The 14,757-nt window shown below is 47.5% G+C and carries 15 protein-coding genes; 9 read left to right on the plus strand and 6 right to left on the minus strand.

The genetic code is table 11. The features are described from left to right. The first annotated feature begins 82 nt into the window (after window positions 1-82). Window positions 83-295, plus strand: coding sequence for a hypothetical protein (locus C5O19_RS17615; RefSeq protein WP_104714715.1), 213 nt, complete (start codon window positions 83-85; stop codon window positions 293-295). A gap of 161 nt (window positions 296-456) precedes the next feature. On the opposite strand, the gene C5O19_RS17620 is transcribed toward C5O19_RS17615, so the two are convergent. From C5O19_RS17620 to C5O19_RS17630, 3 genes are all read right to left on the minus strand, one after another. Beyond that, window positions 457-663 carry a hypothetical protein gene (locus tag C5O19_RS17620; RefSeq protein WP_133163386.1) on the minus strand — a complete coding sequence of 69 codons (207 nt, stop codon included), beginning with the start codon at window positions 661-663 and terminating at the stop codon, window positions 457-459. 375 nt (window positions 664-1,038) lie between these two features. Further along, window positions 1,039-1,500 (minus strand): ferritin-like domain-containing protein, encoded by a 462-nt coding sequence (locus tag C5O19_RS17625; protein ID WP_165796052.1) that lies wholly within the window; start codon window positions 1,498-1,500, stop codon window positions 1,039-1,041. Window positions 1,501-1,569: 69 nt separating this feature from the next. Next, entirely contained in the window at window positions 1,570-2,067 is a 498-nt protein-coding gene (locus C5O19_RS17630) for a hypothetical protein (RefSeq protein WP_104714718.1), read from the minus strand. A gap of 164 nt (window positions 2,068-2,231) precedes the next feature. Here C5O19_RS17630 and C5O19_RS17635 point away from each other — a divergent pair, with 164 nt between their 5' ends. From C5O19_RS17635 to C5O19_RS17655, 5 genes are all read left to right on the plus strand, one after another. After that, a complete protein-coding gene (locus C5O19_RS17635; protein WP_104714719.1) occupies window positions 2,232-2,432 on the plus strand; it encodes a hypothetical protein in 201 nt (66 codons plus the stop codon). Window positions 2,433-2,814: 382 nt separating this feature from the next. Continuing rightward, entirely contained in the window at window positions 2,815-3,519 is a 705-nt protein-coding gene (locus C5O19_RS17640; protein ID WP_104714720.1) for a phosphoadenylyl-sulfate reductase, read from the plus strand. Between the two features lie 76 nt (window positions 3,520-3,595). Next, entirely contained in the window at window positions 3,596-4,537 is a 942-nt protein-coding gene (gene cysD / locus C5O19_RS17645) for a sulfate adenylyltransferase subunit CysD (RefSeq protein WP_104714721.1), read from the plus strand. Window positions 4,538-4,631: 94 nt separating this feature from the next. After that, window positions 4,632-5,885: a sulfate adenylyltransferase subunit 1 gene (locus tag C5O19_RS17650; protein ID WP_104714722.1), complete on the plus strand. Its 1,254-nt coding sequence runs from the start codon at window positions 4,632-4,634 to the stop codon at window positions 5,883-5,885. Window positions 5,886-6,240: 355 nt separating this feature from the next. Then, window positions 6,241-7,176 (plus strand): ring-cleaving dioxygenase, encoded by a 936-nt coding sequence (locus C5O19_RS17655; RefSeq protein WP_104714723.1) that lies wholly within the window; start codon window positions 6,241-6,243, stop codon window positions 7,174-7,176. Window positions 7,177-7,311: 135 nt separating this feature from the next. Here the strand turns inward: C5O19_RS17655 and C5O19_RS17660 are convergent, their stop codons facing one another. Next, window positions 7,312-7,551: a cytochrome b5 domain-containing protein gene (locus C5O19_RS17660; protein ID WP_104714724.1), complete on the minus strand. Its 240-nt coding sequence runs from the start codon at window positions 7,549-7,551 to the stop codon at window positions 7,312-7,314. A 105-nt stretch (window positions 7,552-7,656) separates the two neighbouring features. Between C5O19_RS17660 and C5O19_RS17665 the strand changes: the two genes are divergently transcribed. Beyond that, window positions 7,657-8,115 (plus strand): hypothetical protein, encoded by a 459-nt coding sequence (locus tag C5O19_RS17665; protein WP_243406434.1) that lies wholly within the window; start codon window positions 7,657-7,659, stop codon window positions 8,113-8,115. Window positions 8,116-8,247: 132 nt separating this feature from the next. Then, window positions 8,248-9,282, plus strand: a complete 1,035-nt coding sequence (gene thiL / locus C5O19_RS17670; protein ID WP_104714726.1) for a thiamine-phosphate kinase — start codon at window positions 8,248-8,250, stop codon at window positions 9,280-9,282. A gap of 72 nt (window positions 9,283-9,354) precedes the next feature. On the opposite strand, the gene C5O19_RS17675 is transcribed toward thiL, so the two are convergent. Together C5O19_RS17675 and C5O19_RS17680 are read right to left on the minus strand one after the other, a co-directional pair. Beyond that, window positions 9,355-10,431: a mannose-1-phosphate guanylyltransferase gene (locus tag C5O19_RS17675; protein WP_243406435.1), complete on the minus strand. Its 1,077-nt coding sequence runs from the start codon at window positions 10,429-10,431 to the stop codon at window positions 9,355-9,357. 57 nt (window positions 10,432-10,488) lie between these two features. Beyond that, complete coding sequence (locus tag C5O19_RS17680) at window positions 10,489-11,538, minus strand: DUF3089 domain-containing protein (RefSeq protein WP_104714727.1); 1,050 nt, start codon at window positions 11,536-11,538, stop codon at window positions 10,489-10,491. A gap of 168 nt (window positions 11,539-11,706) precedes the next feature. Here C5O19_RS17680 and C5O19_RS17685 point away from each other — a divergent pair, with 168 nt between their 5' ends. Continuing rightward, entirely contained in the window at window positions 11,707-14,727 is a 3,021-nt protein-coding gene (locus C5O19_RS17685; protein ID WP_104714728.1) for a TonB-dependent receptor, read from the plus strand. Window positions 14,728-14,757: the final 30 nt, after the last annotated feature.

A 14,757-nucleotide genomic window follows, 5' to 3' on the forward strand; every position in this document is an offset into this window, starting at 1 on the left:
GGTTTTTGGCTTATAGAAGAAAAGGCACAACAATTTTAAATTAATCAGTAACTAGAAATACTTCAATCAAACCAATATCCTTATGGCTCAGCAACCGATTAATACTCCGCAGAACGAGAATCCGAATATTCGTAAACTATTCATATTCATTGGTGTAGTAGTAGCTATCTGTGCTATCTGGGCTATTGTTGGTGGTCTCTTCACCAATAGTCCTACGGGTACAAAAGGCGTCGGAGCAGTAACTGATAAAGATTCAGCTTTTGTACAGGAAAGTGATACCTTGCGTACGCAGTAGACCTTTTGTAGCGGCTTAACCTACCATAACCTTCCTGCAATAAGACTACTGTCTCTCAGAACGACTTTATTCAATCCAATACCCACGATACTAGATGCATAAAAAAGCGGTAAGAACTTCATGTTCTTACCGCTTTTACTTTCATTATAAATTGAACTAAACTAAGCTCGCATTAAATAGTGATTAGTCGGTTCTGGTTCCAGTTCAGCCAGTCGATTCGTGAAAGTTTTCAGTAGTTTCCACTGACTGGTGAGGAGTTGTCGTACGCTTTCGGGTAAATCTTCCCGTAATGCATTGCGATAGAGTACGAGCAGATTCTCATCTACTTTTCTACGCAAATCTTGTTCATAGTCATCGTGGTCAAGCACGTCGTTCCACTGTGGGGCAGATACCACATCATAGGACATTCTTCCCCCATAATTCCACAATTGGTTCACTAATTGGGTCTTGCATAAACTACTGCTAGTCATTCCTCGCATGAGGAAAGGTTTGACTAACAAACAGTTTACGCGGGTAACTAGGGTATGATATACACGAACGCGTCCTTCATGAGCGTGTATAAGGGCATTAAGCCAATAGTCTAGGCGGTGATTGTCAGCTCTTTCCATGGTCAGGAATAGTAAAATAAATTCTGTAATTGATTTAACATGGGTTTTGAAAAACGAATCGAAGAGCAACGCCTTACGTGGGTGGATACCGCATTTATGCCTAGACTATCACTAATACCATTCCAAAGCGTGTTTTTACGCTTGAGAAATATTCTTTTCTTCGTTGCGTAGCGATTGAATGAGCATTAAATCCTGGGCAATAATCGTTTGTTGACCTTCTAGTAAAATCTGAATATCGGGCAGCGTCTGAATTTTTTCGTGCGCTAACGCTTCTGTATACGTAGCAAGAGCCGTTTCATCACCCGTCTCGCAAGAACTTAAAATGGCATCCCGGTCTTTACCGAGTAATTTATCTTTAATGTCAATCCAAAATTGGTGAAAGCGAGCGGCGGTTGTACCTGTTTCAGGAGGCGTCTGTTTGTACTTTTTCAATACCTCACCTAAATCGTCCGCGAAGCCTTCACTTTCTTTCTCTAGTTTTTCAAACAATGCTTTCAGCTGCGGTTCTTCTACATCTCTGGCCGCTACCGAATAGCCTTTGGTGCGATCAATATTGATTTTGACCAGCAATTCCAGCTGATCAATAAGGTTTTCCATTTCAGTTGCCATACTACTTTCGTGCGATTGGATAATGAATAAGTACGTAGTTGATTGATAAACAGATTTTTACAGAGCTGGATGAAGCCGATTTTGTTGATCTGCTTCCGAAATAGCCGTGGGTACGGGCATAGCCTCCTCAGAAGCAGAAATATTTTCTACTTCCCCGATTTCATCGGGACGAATGGGAGCCTGCTCGGGAATGTCTGGCATCGGAGGCGTTTCGTCCGGAGCTTCCGGTACTACATCCGGTGTTTCTTCGGGAGCATGAGGGAGATCCGGAAAGGTACCGGGAACATTCGGTAAGTCTGGCTGGATTTCGGGTGTCGGCGGTGAGGTCGGTGGCACTTCAGGCACTGAACCCGGAAAAACGTTCTGTACCGAGCGGTCCTCCTGCTGACGGGTTTCTTTCGGATACGCCGACTCATCACCCAATCCTAAAGGACCTTCGTTTTCCTCCATGGATTTTTCAAGTTCTAATTCTTGAGCTGTTTCAGAAGGGGTATCCCGATGAATTTCAGAAGATTTTTCGCCGGGAGCCGGACGCGTAGGTTGGATCGTTTCCATAAGATGAGGTATATTAGTTATATAAATATCCTATAGGGGGGCAAAAGTAGTGCCACTCTCTGTACCGTCTGATCCGTCCCAAATTGGGGAAAACCTACGCGTTACGCTGTAAAGAAGGGCGGTATTAAATTTTAACAAGGCTTATTTACTAAACTCAGCTATGTATGGAAAATCAAGAATCGCAAAATCCAGAACCTACCGTAGAGAAGTTTTTAGAGCAGGTAGAAAAAAAGAATGCAGAAAATGAAGTAAGCCAGGAGAAAGAAAATCTTGAGCACAAACGTCACAACGATGAAGAGTTTAAAGAGCTCTCACAACAGGAAGAAGAAAAGGCTCGTGAAGCCGAAAAATTTGTAGGTAGCTGATCCGTTCGATGTCCTACCCATAAAAGCCCCGCTCTACGCCGAGCGGGGCTTTTATTTGGGTCTAATCCAGTAAAAATCAGTACGGGAGAAGAAAAGCTGATCAGATAAATCTATCCTTACTTTTGTGTTGATACGCGTAGGTAGAAGAGAAAATAAGTGAATTGTTTTGGAGATATACTGTTGATTTTTAGAAGTTTATGGAGAAGGTCATAAGGCTAGTACGGCTTCGGGTTTCATAAAATTTGCTAAAAGTCAGCGTCCGAACGAACAGTTTTCCTGATAAAATCAGTTAATCATTCTATCTAATTTATAGACATTGTCTAATTTTGTCGATAGTATATAAAAAACGAAGGATCGGCAGCGGAAGAACCCCGTGAAGCGTATGAACAACGAAGCATTAATACAGGACTTAAAACCCCAGCTGGAAATTCTGGAACCCGCGGCGGCAATGGCCTTACTTACCGAACGATTTCCCGGGAAAGTAGTATTTTCAACCTCGCTAGGTCAGGAAGATCAGGTTATTACTGATATTATCTTTCGTAACCACTTGCCCGTACGGGTCTTCACCTTAGATACGGGTCGTTTATTTCAGGAAACCTACGAGTTGATGGATGCGACGCGGGCCAAGTACAACCAGACCCTGGAAACGTACTTCCCGAACACGCAACGCGTAGAAGCCTTGGTACAGGAAAAAGGATTCAATAGCTTTTATTACTCGGTTGAAAATCGGAAAGAATGTTGCTTCATCCGTAAAATTGAACCGCTGAAACGAGCCCTGACCGGAGCCGAAATCTGGATTACGGGCCTACGGGCGGAGCAATCGGAAAACCGATCTGACATGCCCGTTCTGGAATGGGATAACGGAAATCAGGTACTCAAATACAACCCGCTTATTCACTGGACCTACGATCAGGTACTGGCTTATTTATCGGAATACCGCGTACCCGACAATCCATTACACCGCAAAGGCTTCATCAGTATCGGCTGTGCCAGCTGCACGAGGGCTATCGAGCCGGGCGAGCACCCCCGGGCCGGCCGCTGGTGGTGGGAAGAATCGAAAAAAGAGTGTGGCTTACACTCAGCGTAGAAGTATCGTCTAAACAATAGATCATTTCCGGGAGGCCCTTCGAAAACCAACCACGGAAATCTTTACAAGTCTGACTATGAGTTCATTCGGAGATAAATCCTTGATTCCTACCTCTGCTCTGGAAAAGCCTGTTTTCCCCCGTGAGCTGGAAGATGAAGCTATTTATATCATGCGGGAAGTAGCCGCTCAGTTTGAGCGGCCCGCCATTCTGTTTTCGGGAGGAAAGGATTCCATTACCCTGGTACGCCTGGCTCAGAAAGCTTTTTATCCGGGCAAAATTCCTTTCCCGCTGCTGCACGTGGATACGGGTCATAACTTTCCGGAAACCATCGAATACCGCGACTGGCTGGTGAAGGAAGTAGGAGCCGAGCTGATTGTTCGTTACGTACAGGACTCCATTAATCAGGGAAAAGCTCAGGAAGAATCCGGGAAATACGCTTCCCGTAATGCCTTGCAAACGGTAACGCTACTCGACGCCATTGAAGAATTCAAGTTCGATGCCTGCATTGGTGGGGCTCGTCGGGACGAGGAAAAAGCCCGGGCGAAAGAACGAATTTTCAGCGTACGCGACGATTTCGGGCAATGGGATGCCAAGCGGCAACGCCCCGAGTTGTTCGACATGCTGAACGGACGCATTTCGGTGGGTGAAAACGTTCGCGTATTCCCCATCTCCAATTGGACCGAACTCGACGTCTGGAATTATATCAAGGAGGAGGGTATTCCCCTGCCTTCCATCTATTTCTCTCACCAACGTCCCGTATTCGAGCGGGATGGGATGCTCTGGGCCGATTCCGAATACATTAATAAAGATACCGACGAAATTCCGTTCGAAGCGACGGTTCGATTCCGTACCGTGGGCGATATGACCTGTACGGCGGCCGTCCTGTCGGAAGCAACGGAGCTTGATGATATTATCGGAGAAATCCTGTCCGCTGAAATCTCGGAACGGGGTGCCCGGATGGATGATAAACGCTCGGAAGCGGCCATGGAAAAACGCAAGCAACAGGGCTATTTCTAAGCGTTAACCGGACGATTAGCAGAGAAAATTAGTATTAAAAATCTTCAACGGGGCAAGTCGGAGCTAGGGCTTTACGTAATCCCCTTTTGTATACATGGACATTTTACGCATTGCTACCGCTGGCTCAGTTGACGACGGAAAGAGTACATTGATTGGCCGTCTCTTGTACGAAACGCAATCCATTACCCGCGACAAACTGGAAGCCCTAGATTCGGCTAGTAAACGCAAAGGGCTGGATTTTCTGGATCTTTCACTGTTGACGGATGGTCTGATTGCCGAACGCGAGCAGGGCATTACGATCGACGTAGCTCATATTTATTTCAGTACCCCCCGTCGTAAATACATCATTGCCGATACGCCGGGTCACTTTGAGTACACGCGGAACATGGTGACGGGAGCCTCCAATGCTAAAGTTTCCCTGATTCTGGTGGATGCCCGGCACGGCGTAGTGGAACAAACGTTCCGACATTTCTTCATTTCGGCGATGTTACGCATACCGAAAGTGATTGTCTGTGTGAACAAAATGGACCTGGTTGGCTACAGTCAGGAACGTTTTGAGGAAATCAAGCGGGAATTTGAAGCCATTGCGGCTCAAGTACAGTTTGAAGGACAAAGTATAGAATTCATCCCCATTTCGTCTTTGTACGGCGTAAACGTTACGAAGAAATCCGAGGAAATCTCCTGGTATACGGGACCGTCTCTGCTGGAGACGCTGGAAGCCATGGACGATCAGATAAAAGTGGATTCATCGCAGGCCGCTCGTTTTCCAGTTCAGTACGTAGTTCGTCCCAAAACGGAAGAATACCACGATTATCGCGGATACGCCGGTCGGGTGGCTAGCGGTACGTTTTCGGTAGGGGATGAAGTAGTCGTATTGCCCACGGGTCAGCAGTCGAAAATTGCTACCATCGAACGCTTTAATGAGCAACTGGAACAGGCTCACGCTCGGGAGTCGGTGGTACTAACGCTGGAGAAAGATATTGACGTTTCGCGGGGCAATATGCTAGTGAAAGTGGGACAGGAGCCCGTTCAGCATCGGGAGTTTTCGGCTCAGGTTTGCTGGCTGGATTATCAAGCTTTGACACCCGGTAAAACGCTGTTATTACAACACGGCATCAACGATACGAAAGCCAAAGTACTGGCCTTGGAAGAACTCATTGACGTACAGTCACTCGAGAAGAGTTCCTCGCCTAGTCAACTTAAATTAAACGAGATAGGGTCGATTCGACTTAAAGTAGCCAAGCCGGTTTTTGCGGACGTTTACGCTGAGAACCCCGCCAACGGAGCCTTCATCTTAGTGGATGAATTCTCGCACGCTACCGTTGGAGTAGGCTTTGTCCATGCGTAAGAACTTAAAAAAACATTTTGACCAAATGAACCAGTGCCCGTCTAATACGTAGATGTGCCTAGTTTTAAGGTGTTTAGTGGATATGTAGATAAGCCTGGAACTATTGGTTCTGGGCTTTTTTGTTGGCCCCAGTAAAGTTGCGGGGCGGGGTAGTACAACATTCGCTACAGATGTAGCTCTTGCGAAATACAAAGCTGATGCTAGCCTTTGGTACTGATACATGGCACATCACCTTCAGAAGTACCGCCCATCCCCGATTTCGACAAGCCTTTCCGCGATTCCGCCATTCCTTAGCCGGCTATAATCAGCGAGCTTTGTATCATCAAATCAGTCGAAATAGTAAACACGAAAGATCATGGAAACCAACGTAATAGGCCTTCACCACGTAACAGCGATTGCCGGTGATGCCAAGAAAAATTATGATTTCTATACCAAAGTGCTAGGCATGCGGTTTGTGAAAAAAACAGTCAACTTCGACGATCCGCAAACGTATCACTTCTACTACGGAAACTATCAGGCCGAACCCGGTACCATCTGGACCTTCTTCCCCTGGGGCAATGCCGTACCACAAGGCCGCAGAGGAACGGGACAGGCCACGGAAGTTGGTTTCTCCGTACCCGAAGGAAGCTTGGATTTCTGGCTCAAACGACTTGAGCAACACGGCGTCATTTATAATAAACCCGCCACGAAGTTCGGCGAAGAATACCTGACCGTACTCGATCCCGACGGATTGAAACTCGAATTGACGGTAACCGCACAGAAAGATAACCGCTCTGGAAATACCACCGCTGAGATTGGCGATGCTCAGGCGATCAAAGGCTTCTCCGGTACGACGCTGACATTGGCTAACATTCAGCCAACGGCCGAAATTCTGACGGAATTGCTGGATTATAAATTGGAAATGGAACACGTGAATCGGTACCGCTTCGTGAACCCTAATAGTGAGACGGCGAATGTCATTGATCTGGTAGAAGTACCTGGCGAACGTCGTGGTCATGTAGCGGGCGGTAGTGTACACCACGTTGCCTTCCGGGTGAAAGACGATGCCGCTCAACTGGCTTTGCGGGAAAAAATTGAGAGCCGTGGCCTGAATATTACGCCGCAAATTGACCGGCAGTATTTCCACAGTTTGTACTTCCGCGAACCCGGTGGTGTACTCTTCGAAATTGCTACCGATAATCCCGGTTTCACGGTCGATGAGTCGCTGGAAGAATTAGGCCAAAACCTGAAATTACCCGCTCAGTACGAACCCCACCGGTCTACAATTGAATCCGTACTGGTGAAGTTATAAGAGATTAGATTGGATGTAAGGTTTGAGTAAGTTGAACGTTTGAAAAAGTGTAAGGTTTGAAAAGTCAGTAGGATGGGATAAAATCCATTGTACTGACTTTTCAAACTTTAAACCCATTCAAACCTTTGGTAGGGATCATAAACGCAGCTTTCCAATCACTCGAAACCGTTCAAAAACCCGTTCAGAATGGGGGGCATCTCTGAGTTCTTCCGTCAGATCCTGCCCGGCCCAATGTTCGTAATGTTTGCCGTTTCGCCACAGTCGCGAGGTAGTTACATCATAAATGGTTCCCTGAAAAGCCACCCAGATTTCTTCCCGGTCCTGACCGTTTCGAAGGGCCAGTTGGGCCTTGGTATAGGTTTGATACGTTTCCATTAAATCCTGCTTAAAAGACCAATAATCGCCAATTTTTTGCGTTTTCAGTATCGATTGATGGGAAGTCTCGTATTTCCGCTATTTTAGTGCAAAAATGAAATGCAGATGAAAAGATATTTACTTTCATATAGTCTCCTAGCCCTGACCGTCCTGATTGCCAGCAGTTGTAAGAAGCCAAACTCAAAACCTGTTTCCGAGATTATCCGTAAAGTATGGACGGTGAATACGGTAAAGGAAAATAATACGCTGGTCTATACGAAGGGGGGAGCCAGCAATATCAAAACGACGTATTCCAAATTCAAGCTCGATTTGAGTAACGTCGCCCAGCAAACCGTACGGTGGACTACAATCGACGATGTAACATTTGTAGGAAACTGGACGATTTCATCCGACAATAAAAAACTGACGCTGACCAATCTCCAGCCTCAGCCCACGGGTAGTAATGGTACGGTAGAATTCAACATCAATGGTTCGCCAACGGAGACCCAACTGAATCTCACGCGTACGACACCCGATCCTAAAACGGGTAATACGACCAACGAGTATCAACTCGTCAATCCCTAGGACCCAAGCCGAAGGCTTTCACCTTTTCGGCTACTCCTATCTAATTTCAAGCTATTTTTGTAAGGCCTCCCTATTACTGGAGGCTTTTTCTTTAGCCGGAAACTAAAGCCTTCCCCGGAAGGTTTCACAAGAATGGAAGAACGTACGGAATTGAATATTTTGGGCGAGTTTGGCCTTATCCATCGCATCGCCTCTCAGCAACAGTTTTCCCACGCCCGAACCGTCAAGGGCATCGGTGATGATGCGGCGGTAAGTAAAGGGAATACGGACTATCAGTTAGTTTCTACCGAACTGATGGTGGAAGGAGTCCACTTTGATTTAAGTTACGTCCCACTGAAGCACCTGGGTTACAAGCTCATCGTGGCGGGTATTTCAGATATTCTGGCCATGAACGGATTACCGACGCAGGTAACGGTGAGTATTGCTTTAAGTAATCGGTTTTCCGTAGAAGCGGTCGATGAACTATACGCGGGTATTCTAACGGCTTGTGAGGACTACGAAGTGGAACTGGTGGGTGGAGATACGACGACTTCGCGTTCAGGACTGGTGCTTTCCGTAACGGCTTTGGGTACGGTGGAAAAAGACCAAATAGCGTATCGCCGCGGAGCCTCCGTTAATGATATTATTTGCGTGAGTGGTGACCTGGGCGGGGCGTACCTGGGATTACAGATTCTAGAGCGGGAAAAACAAGTATTTCTCGAAGCCCCCGAAAGCCAGCCGATACTGGCGGGGCATGAATACGTACTGCAACGACAACTCAAACCCGAAGCTCGTCTGGACATTATCAAGCAACTACGGGAGTTGAACATTGTACCTACTTCCATGATCGATGTTTCGGACGGATTAGCTTCTGAATTACGTCACTTGGCGGCCGAGTCGGGTCTGGGGGTACGCATTTTCGAAGAACAAATCCCTATCCATCAGAAAGCTTACCTGGCAGCTACGGAGTTGAAGTTAGGACCTTTCACGGCGGCTTTGAATGGGGGAGAAGACTACGAACTACTCTTTACCATTCGGCAGGAAGACTACCAGAAAATTCTGGATCAGACGACGGATATTAGCTTTATCGGCTTCATCTCGGCCGACCCGACGGAAGCGTTGTTGATTACCAAGCAAAACGAAGCCATTCCGCTAACGGCTCAGGGCTGGGAAAAACAAGGCGAGTAAAAGAAATTGGTTATAAAAAAAAGGATACGGAAGACTGAATTCCGTATCCTTTTTTATGTACTAAGAAGTTAACTAGACAAAATGAGTGCCTCGCTTGGAAGCATCCGCGACAAACTCTTTGACTTTTTGTTCCTTGTCCTTGGGACAGATCAGAAGCACGTTGTCAAACTCAGCGACAATGTAATCCGACAAACCTTCCACTACCACCAGCCGCTCCTTGGGCGTCTTGATGATCGAACCCGTCGTATTGTGAGTGACGATGTGGCCATCAATCACGTTGTCGTTGGCATCCTTTTCACTCACTTCGTAGAGAGACTTCCAGGTGCCCAGATCCGACCAGCCAATATCACTCAGCACCACGTGCACGTTCTGAGCCTTTTCCATGACCCCATTATCAATGGAAACACTACGGCATTGGGGGTACGCTCGCAGTAACTGCGTAGCTTCATCGTCCGAATAAAAATGAGTAGCCATATCCCGGAAGGCTTCGTCCATTTCGGGCAGGTGCGTTTCAAAGGCTTTGCGAATGGATCTGGCATTCCAAACGAAGATACCCGCGTTCCAAACGTAATCGCCACTCTCTAAGAAAGCCTGAGCCAGCTCCAGGTGCGGCTTTTCGGTAAAGGTCTTCACCCGCTTGACTTCCTTGTCAGTCAGGCCATCAAACTGAATGTAGCCGTAGCCCGTATCGGGCCGGGTGGGGGTAATGCCCAGGGTCACTAAGATGTCCGATTCAGCCGTGGCCTCAAGGGCTACTTTGATGCGGTCGGTGAATTCTTTTTCCTTTAAGATCAAATGATCGGCGGGGGTAACGATGATATTGGCCTCGGGGTCTTTGGTGGCAATCTTGTAGCAGGCGTAGCCAATGCAAGGAGCCGTGTTGCGACGGGAGGGTTCTAACAGAATCTGATGGTCGGAAAGCTCGGGCAGTTGCTGTTTGGTCAAATCATAGTACTCCTGCGAAGTAACGATGTAGACGTTTTCAACCGGGCAGATGTCGGCCAGGCGATCGAAGGTCATCTGGAGCATGGTGCGTCCGATGCCTAAGACGTCATGGAACTGCTTGGGATAGGTTTGGCGGGAAAAGGGCCAAAAGCGGGTACCGACGCCCCCGGCCATGATGACTACGTACGTGTGTTGGAAGTTCATTCGATCATTCAATAAAGATAGGGTTACGATAGGTGTCAAAGCGGATCACTTCTTCAACTATCTGGCGGAATGAGTTTGGAAGTAATGGTTTACTTGCAAAGCTACATTTTCTCGCATATTTCCATAGAATAGATTAATATCGGCAACGTGCCAGTTTTTAATATTCAGTAAAAAGGCTCCAGGGACGTGCGGTTTGGAAATCCAGAGTAATCCGTTGTGCGTTTGAGCATCGGTTAATTTAGGCAGAAATTTCAAATTTCTGCCGACGCCTCCTTGGTGTAGCGAACGAGCCGCGTAGGTTTCCGATGAATTCCAGAGTAGGGGATTGGTACAGATGACCTCTGGACCTTCCTGGAAGAAACCGGGTTCTGGGTGAAAATTCTTTTCAAAGGTACACCAGCTCGCAAAAGTGCCCGACTGTCCAGGCTTTTCAATCGGGCGTAAGGATTGAAACGTTTGCCGGGTTACGGGTCGTCCGATCAAATACGCCGCTACCAGTTGTTGCTGTAATTCTTTCCCGTCGAAAAACTCCTGCAATAGACGAATGGCGTGTATACTGCCCTGACTATGACCGGCTACGATTATAGGCCGACCCTGGTTGTAATGACTAAGGTAATACAAAAAAGCCGTTCGGACGTCCGTATAAGCCAGGTCAAGAGCCTGGTGTTGGGCTGCGGTGTCTTTGGTCAGAAAAACGGCGTAATGGGCTTGCCGGTAGCGGGGGGCATACACTTTACAGGAACCATTAAAAACCGTAGCCTGATTCGTAATCGCACTACTGTCAATACGGGCGTTTAATGTGGGGTCATTAACATCCGCATTCCAAGACTGCGATCCCTGCGGTTTACCCACGTACAGGGTTGGATAAACGAAAAAGGCATCTACGGATGCCGTTGCCTGCTGATTCGTAAACGAGGAATGCGTAGGAACCAAATCGGCAGCATCCTTCCGGTCGGGTAAAGCCGCCCAGTGAGCGGGTCTAGTATAATCCGGAGCGGAAGGCTGTTGATCCATACGGTACGCTGACTCAATCAAGTACGGTTTAGGTCGGGCACACCCACTGATTACTACTAAAATCAAAGGAATGACCCGGAAAATTGAATTCATAACGTGAATAACACGCTAAGTAAAGAAAGTGTTTCGTAATGCTTTCGCTGAAAAGAATTATTTTATTATTTCTATAATTAATTGAATATTTTTAATGTAAAATAGTCATCTTGTTAACAAATTCTTCGTTGTACATTCGCCCGTTCATTGATGTAATTCGTTCCCCTTATGAATCGTACCTGTATTTTATTTTGGATTGTTCTGCTTGGATTAGGAAGCCTAGCGGCCTACAGTCAAACTTCTCTGACCGGTAAAGTTACCGATGCTGCTACCCAACAGCCGCTGGCTGGGGTGAGTATTTCATTAGTAGGTACGGTAACGGGTACCATCACCGATGCCAAAGGAAACTTCACCCTGAATACGTCAACCACACCACCGCTTCAGCTCCGTATTTCCAGCGTTGGATACGCGACGCAGGTACTGGATGTTTCCGCGAATCAAACCCATCTGACCATTACTCTCCATGAGCAGGCCTATTTGGGTGAAGAAGTGGTAGTATCCGCTTCTCGCGTGGAGGAGAACGTACTTCAATCACCCGTATCCATCGAAAAAATGGATATACGCAGTATCCAGTCTACCCCCGCGGCCAGCTTCTACGATGCCTTACGGAATTTAAAAGGGGTGGATGTAGCCACCCAGTCGCTGACGTTTACCTCAGTCAATACCCGGGGCTTTGCTGGTAATGGCAATACGCGGGTGGTACAAATGGTAGATGGGATGGACAATCAGGCTCCCGGCCTCAATTTCGCCGTGGGAAACATTGTCGGTATTTCCGAACTCGATTTGGAAAGTGTGGAGTTACTGCCGGGAGCAGCTTCGGCTCTATATGGTCCCAATGCAACCAATGGACTACTACTGATGAACAGTAAGAGTCCATTTCAATACCAGGGCTTAAGTGCCTACGTGAAAGGTGGCGTCATGCACGCCAGTAACCGCTCCGAAGCAACCACGCCCTTTTATGACGCTTCTATTCGCTTTGCCAAAGCATTCAATAACAAAGTAGCCTTTAAACTCAACGTAAGTTACTTAGCGGCCAAAGACTGGCAAGCAACGGATACCCGAGACCAAAGCTTCGGGCTGGCGGCCGATAACCCCTTATATCCGGGATTTGACCGTATACCTGCCACTAACCCCAATTACAACGGTGTGAATGTGTACGGGGATGAGAATTCATCGAACGTGAGTCTGGCTAGTTTTCGGCCGGTATTTGCCCAGTTTATGCAATTACCCGCCGCTCAACTGAACGCGATCGATCCTCGCCTGACGCAGATTGTCAACGGGATCAAAGCGATTTCGGCCGGTACGGGTTTACCCGCAAGCACCATTATCAACGGTATTCTTTTGCCCGATCAATTAGTGGCTCGCACGGGATACACCGAACGGGACTTGGTAGATTATCGTACGAAAAGTCTGAAAGTGAGCGGTGCTCTGCACTACCGCCTGAGTGATAAAGTAGAAGCGATAGTACAGGCAAACTGGGGATTGGGTACAACAGTGTATACGTCTTCAGACCGTTATTACATCAAAGACTTCACCTTAGGCCAGTATAAACTGGAATTGAAAGGAGATCATTTTTTCGTACGAGCGTATACTACCCAGGAAAGATCAGGGGATGCCTATGCGTCGGGTATTTTGGCGAGTTATATCAATGAAGCCTGGAAACCCAGTCTTAACTCGGCCGCTCTGGCGAGCTCCTGGTATCCACAATACGCGTTTACCTACGGGGGCGGAGCCTTGCAACTCTTCAACCAGGCTCTACAGGCGGCTCTGGCAGCTGGACAAACGCCCCAGGCCGCTTACGCCGCCGCTCAGGGTGCGGTCAGTGCTAACGCCGGCCTGTTGAATGGATTAGCTCGTTCCGCGGCTGATGCAGGTCGTCTACAACCCGGTACAGCTGAATTTAACGCCGTTGCTGATCGGGTCAAAGGCAATCCAATTCCGCAGGGAGCCCGTTTCCTAGACCGTACCAATCTCTACCACGCCGAAGGGATGTACAACTTTAAGAAGCTGCTCGATCCTAAAATTGCGGAAGTCTTGGTAGGCGGAAATTATCGTGTGTACGATTTGAACTCGGGCGGTACGCTCTTCCTGCAAAAACCGGGTGGTGGCGAATACAATATCAAAGAGTGGGGCGGCTATGTACAGGCCGTTCGTTCGTTTGCGGATGTTTTCAAATTGACCGGATCGATTCGGTACGATAAGAATGAGAACTTTAAAGGCCAGTGGAGCCCACGTCTGTCGGGCGTTTTAACGCTGGCGAAAACGCATAATATTCGGGCTAGCTACCAAACGGGTTTCCGTATCCCCACCACTCAAAATCAGTACATCAGTCTGGCTTCACCCGTATCCTTACTGCTGGGTGGCTTGCAAGTCGTTCGGGATGCCTATAACCTGAATTCGTACGCGGACCAACTGTATGCCTACGATGATACCTACTTATCGAACACCAGCGATCGTTCGAAATGGAATAAAATCCGATTGACGGAATTCAAGCCCGAACGCGTGCTAACTTATGAAATCGGTTATAAAGGTCTGATTGCCGAGAAGTTGCTCATCGATGCGTACTATTACCATAGCGTTTTCCAGAATTACATCGGAGGATTGGTATTCATTAACCCGGATAATCCTAAAACGCTGGGTACGGGCGGACCATTAACGGTTTCTTCACCGTACAACTACGAAAAGAATATCCGGTACCAGGGTTTTGGTCTGGGGCTGGATTATTTGCTACCCAAGGGTTTTATCATTAGCGGAAACGTGTCGAATACGACGTTAAATACCGGGGGCGTAGGACTTTTCGATGGAAAGCGGAACCGGAATGTACTTGATGATGGTTTCAAGGTCGGCTTTAATACGCCTAAGTACCGGTACAATGCCTCGGTAGCCAAGCGAATTTCAGCTCGTTCGAACTGGGGATTTGCGGTTACCTATCGCTATCAGGATGCTTTTAACTGGATGGAACTATTATTGCCCGCTCGAGCTCGTACGACTGAAAACCACCCACAGGTTTTAATTCCGGCCTATGGTACGCTGGATGCTCAGGTAAGTTTGAAAATTCCGTCGGTAAAATCAATTTTGAAAGTAGGAGCCAGTAATGTATTGAATAAAGCCTATACGACGGCCTGGGGCAACCCGCAGATTGGCGGTATGTATTACGTAAGTCTGAATTTTGATGAACTCCTTCACTGATACCGAAGACCGTTCAACTTAAACTCGAGT

This window comes from Siphonobacter curvatus, from assembly GCF_002943425.1.
Lineage (GTDB): Bacteria > Bacteroidota > Bacteroidia > Cytophagales > Spirosomataceae > Siphonobacter > Siphonobacter curvatus.

Excerpts from the sequence above, each read along its gene's own strand:
- C5O19_RS17635 (WP_104714719.1), top strand. The coding sequence starts at position 2,232 with ATGGAAAATCAAGAATCGCAAAATCCAGAACCTACCGTAGAGAAGTTT.
- cysD (WP_104714721.1), top strand. The coding sequence starts at position 3,596 with ATGAGTTCATTCGGAGATAAATCCTTGATTCCTACCTCTGCTCTGGAA.
- C5O19_RS17650 (WP_104714722.1), top strand. The coding sequence starts at position 4,632 with ATGGACATTTTACGCATTGCTACCGCTGGCTCAGTTGACGACGGAAAG.
- C5O19_RS17685 (WP_104714728.1), top strand. The coding sequence starts at position 11,707 with ATGAATCGTACCTGTATTTTATTTTGGATTGTTCTGCTTGGATTAGGA.
- C5O19_RS17660 (WP_104714724.1), bottom strand. The coding sequence starts at position 7,551 with ATGGAAACGTATCAAACCTATACCAAGGCCCAACTGGCCCTTCGAAAC.
- C5O19_RS17625 (WP_165796052.1), bottom strand. The coding sequence starts at position 1,500 with ATGGAAAACCTTATTGATCAGCTGGAATTGCTGGTCAAAATCAATATT.
- C5O19_RS17640 (WP_104714720.1), top strand. The coding sequence starts at position 2,815 with ATGAACAACGAAGCATTAATACAGGACTTAAAACCCCAGCTGGAAATT.
- thiL (WP_104714726.1), top strand. The coding sequence starts at position 8,248 with ATGGAAGAACGTACGGAATTGAATATTTTGGGCGAGTTTGGCCTTATC.
- C5O19_RS17680 (WP_104714727.1), bottom strand. The coding sequence starts at position 11,538 with ATGAATTCAATTTTCCGGGTCATTCCTTTGATTTTAGTAGTAATCAGT.
- C5O19_RS17665 (WP_243406434.1), top strand. The coding sequence starts at position 7,657 with ATGAAAAGATATTTACTTTCATATAGTCTCCTAGCCCTGACCGTCCTG.
- C5O19_RS17655 (WP_104714723.1), top strand. The coding sequence starts at position 6,241 with ATGGAAACCAACGTAATAGGCCTTCACCACGTAACAGCGATTGCCGGT.
- C5O19_RS17675 (WP_243406435.1), bottom strand. The coding sequence starts at position 10,431 with ATGAACTTCCAACACACGTACGTAGTCATCATGGCCGGGGGCGTCGGT.
- C5O19_RS17615 (WP_104714715.1), top strand. The coding sequence starts at position 83 with ATGGCTCAGCAACCGATTAATACTCCGCAGAACGAGAATCCGAATATT.
- C5O19_RS17630 (WP_104714718.1), bottom strand. The coding sequence starts at position 2,067 with ATGGAAACGATCCAACCTACGCGTCCGGCTCCCGGCGAAAAATCTTCT.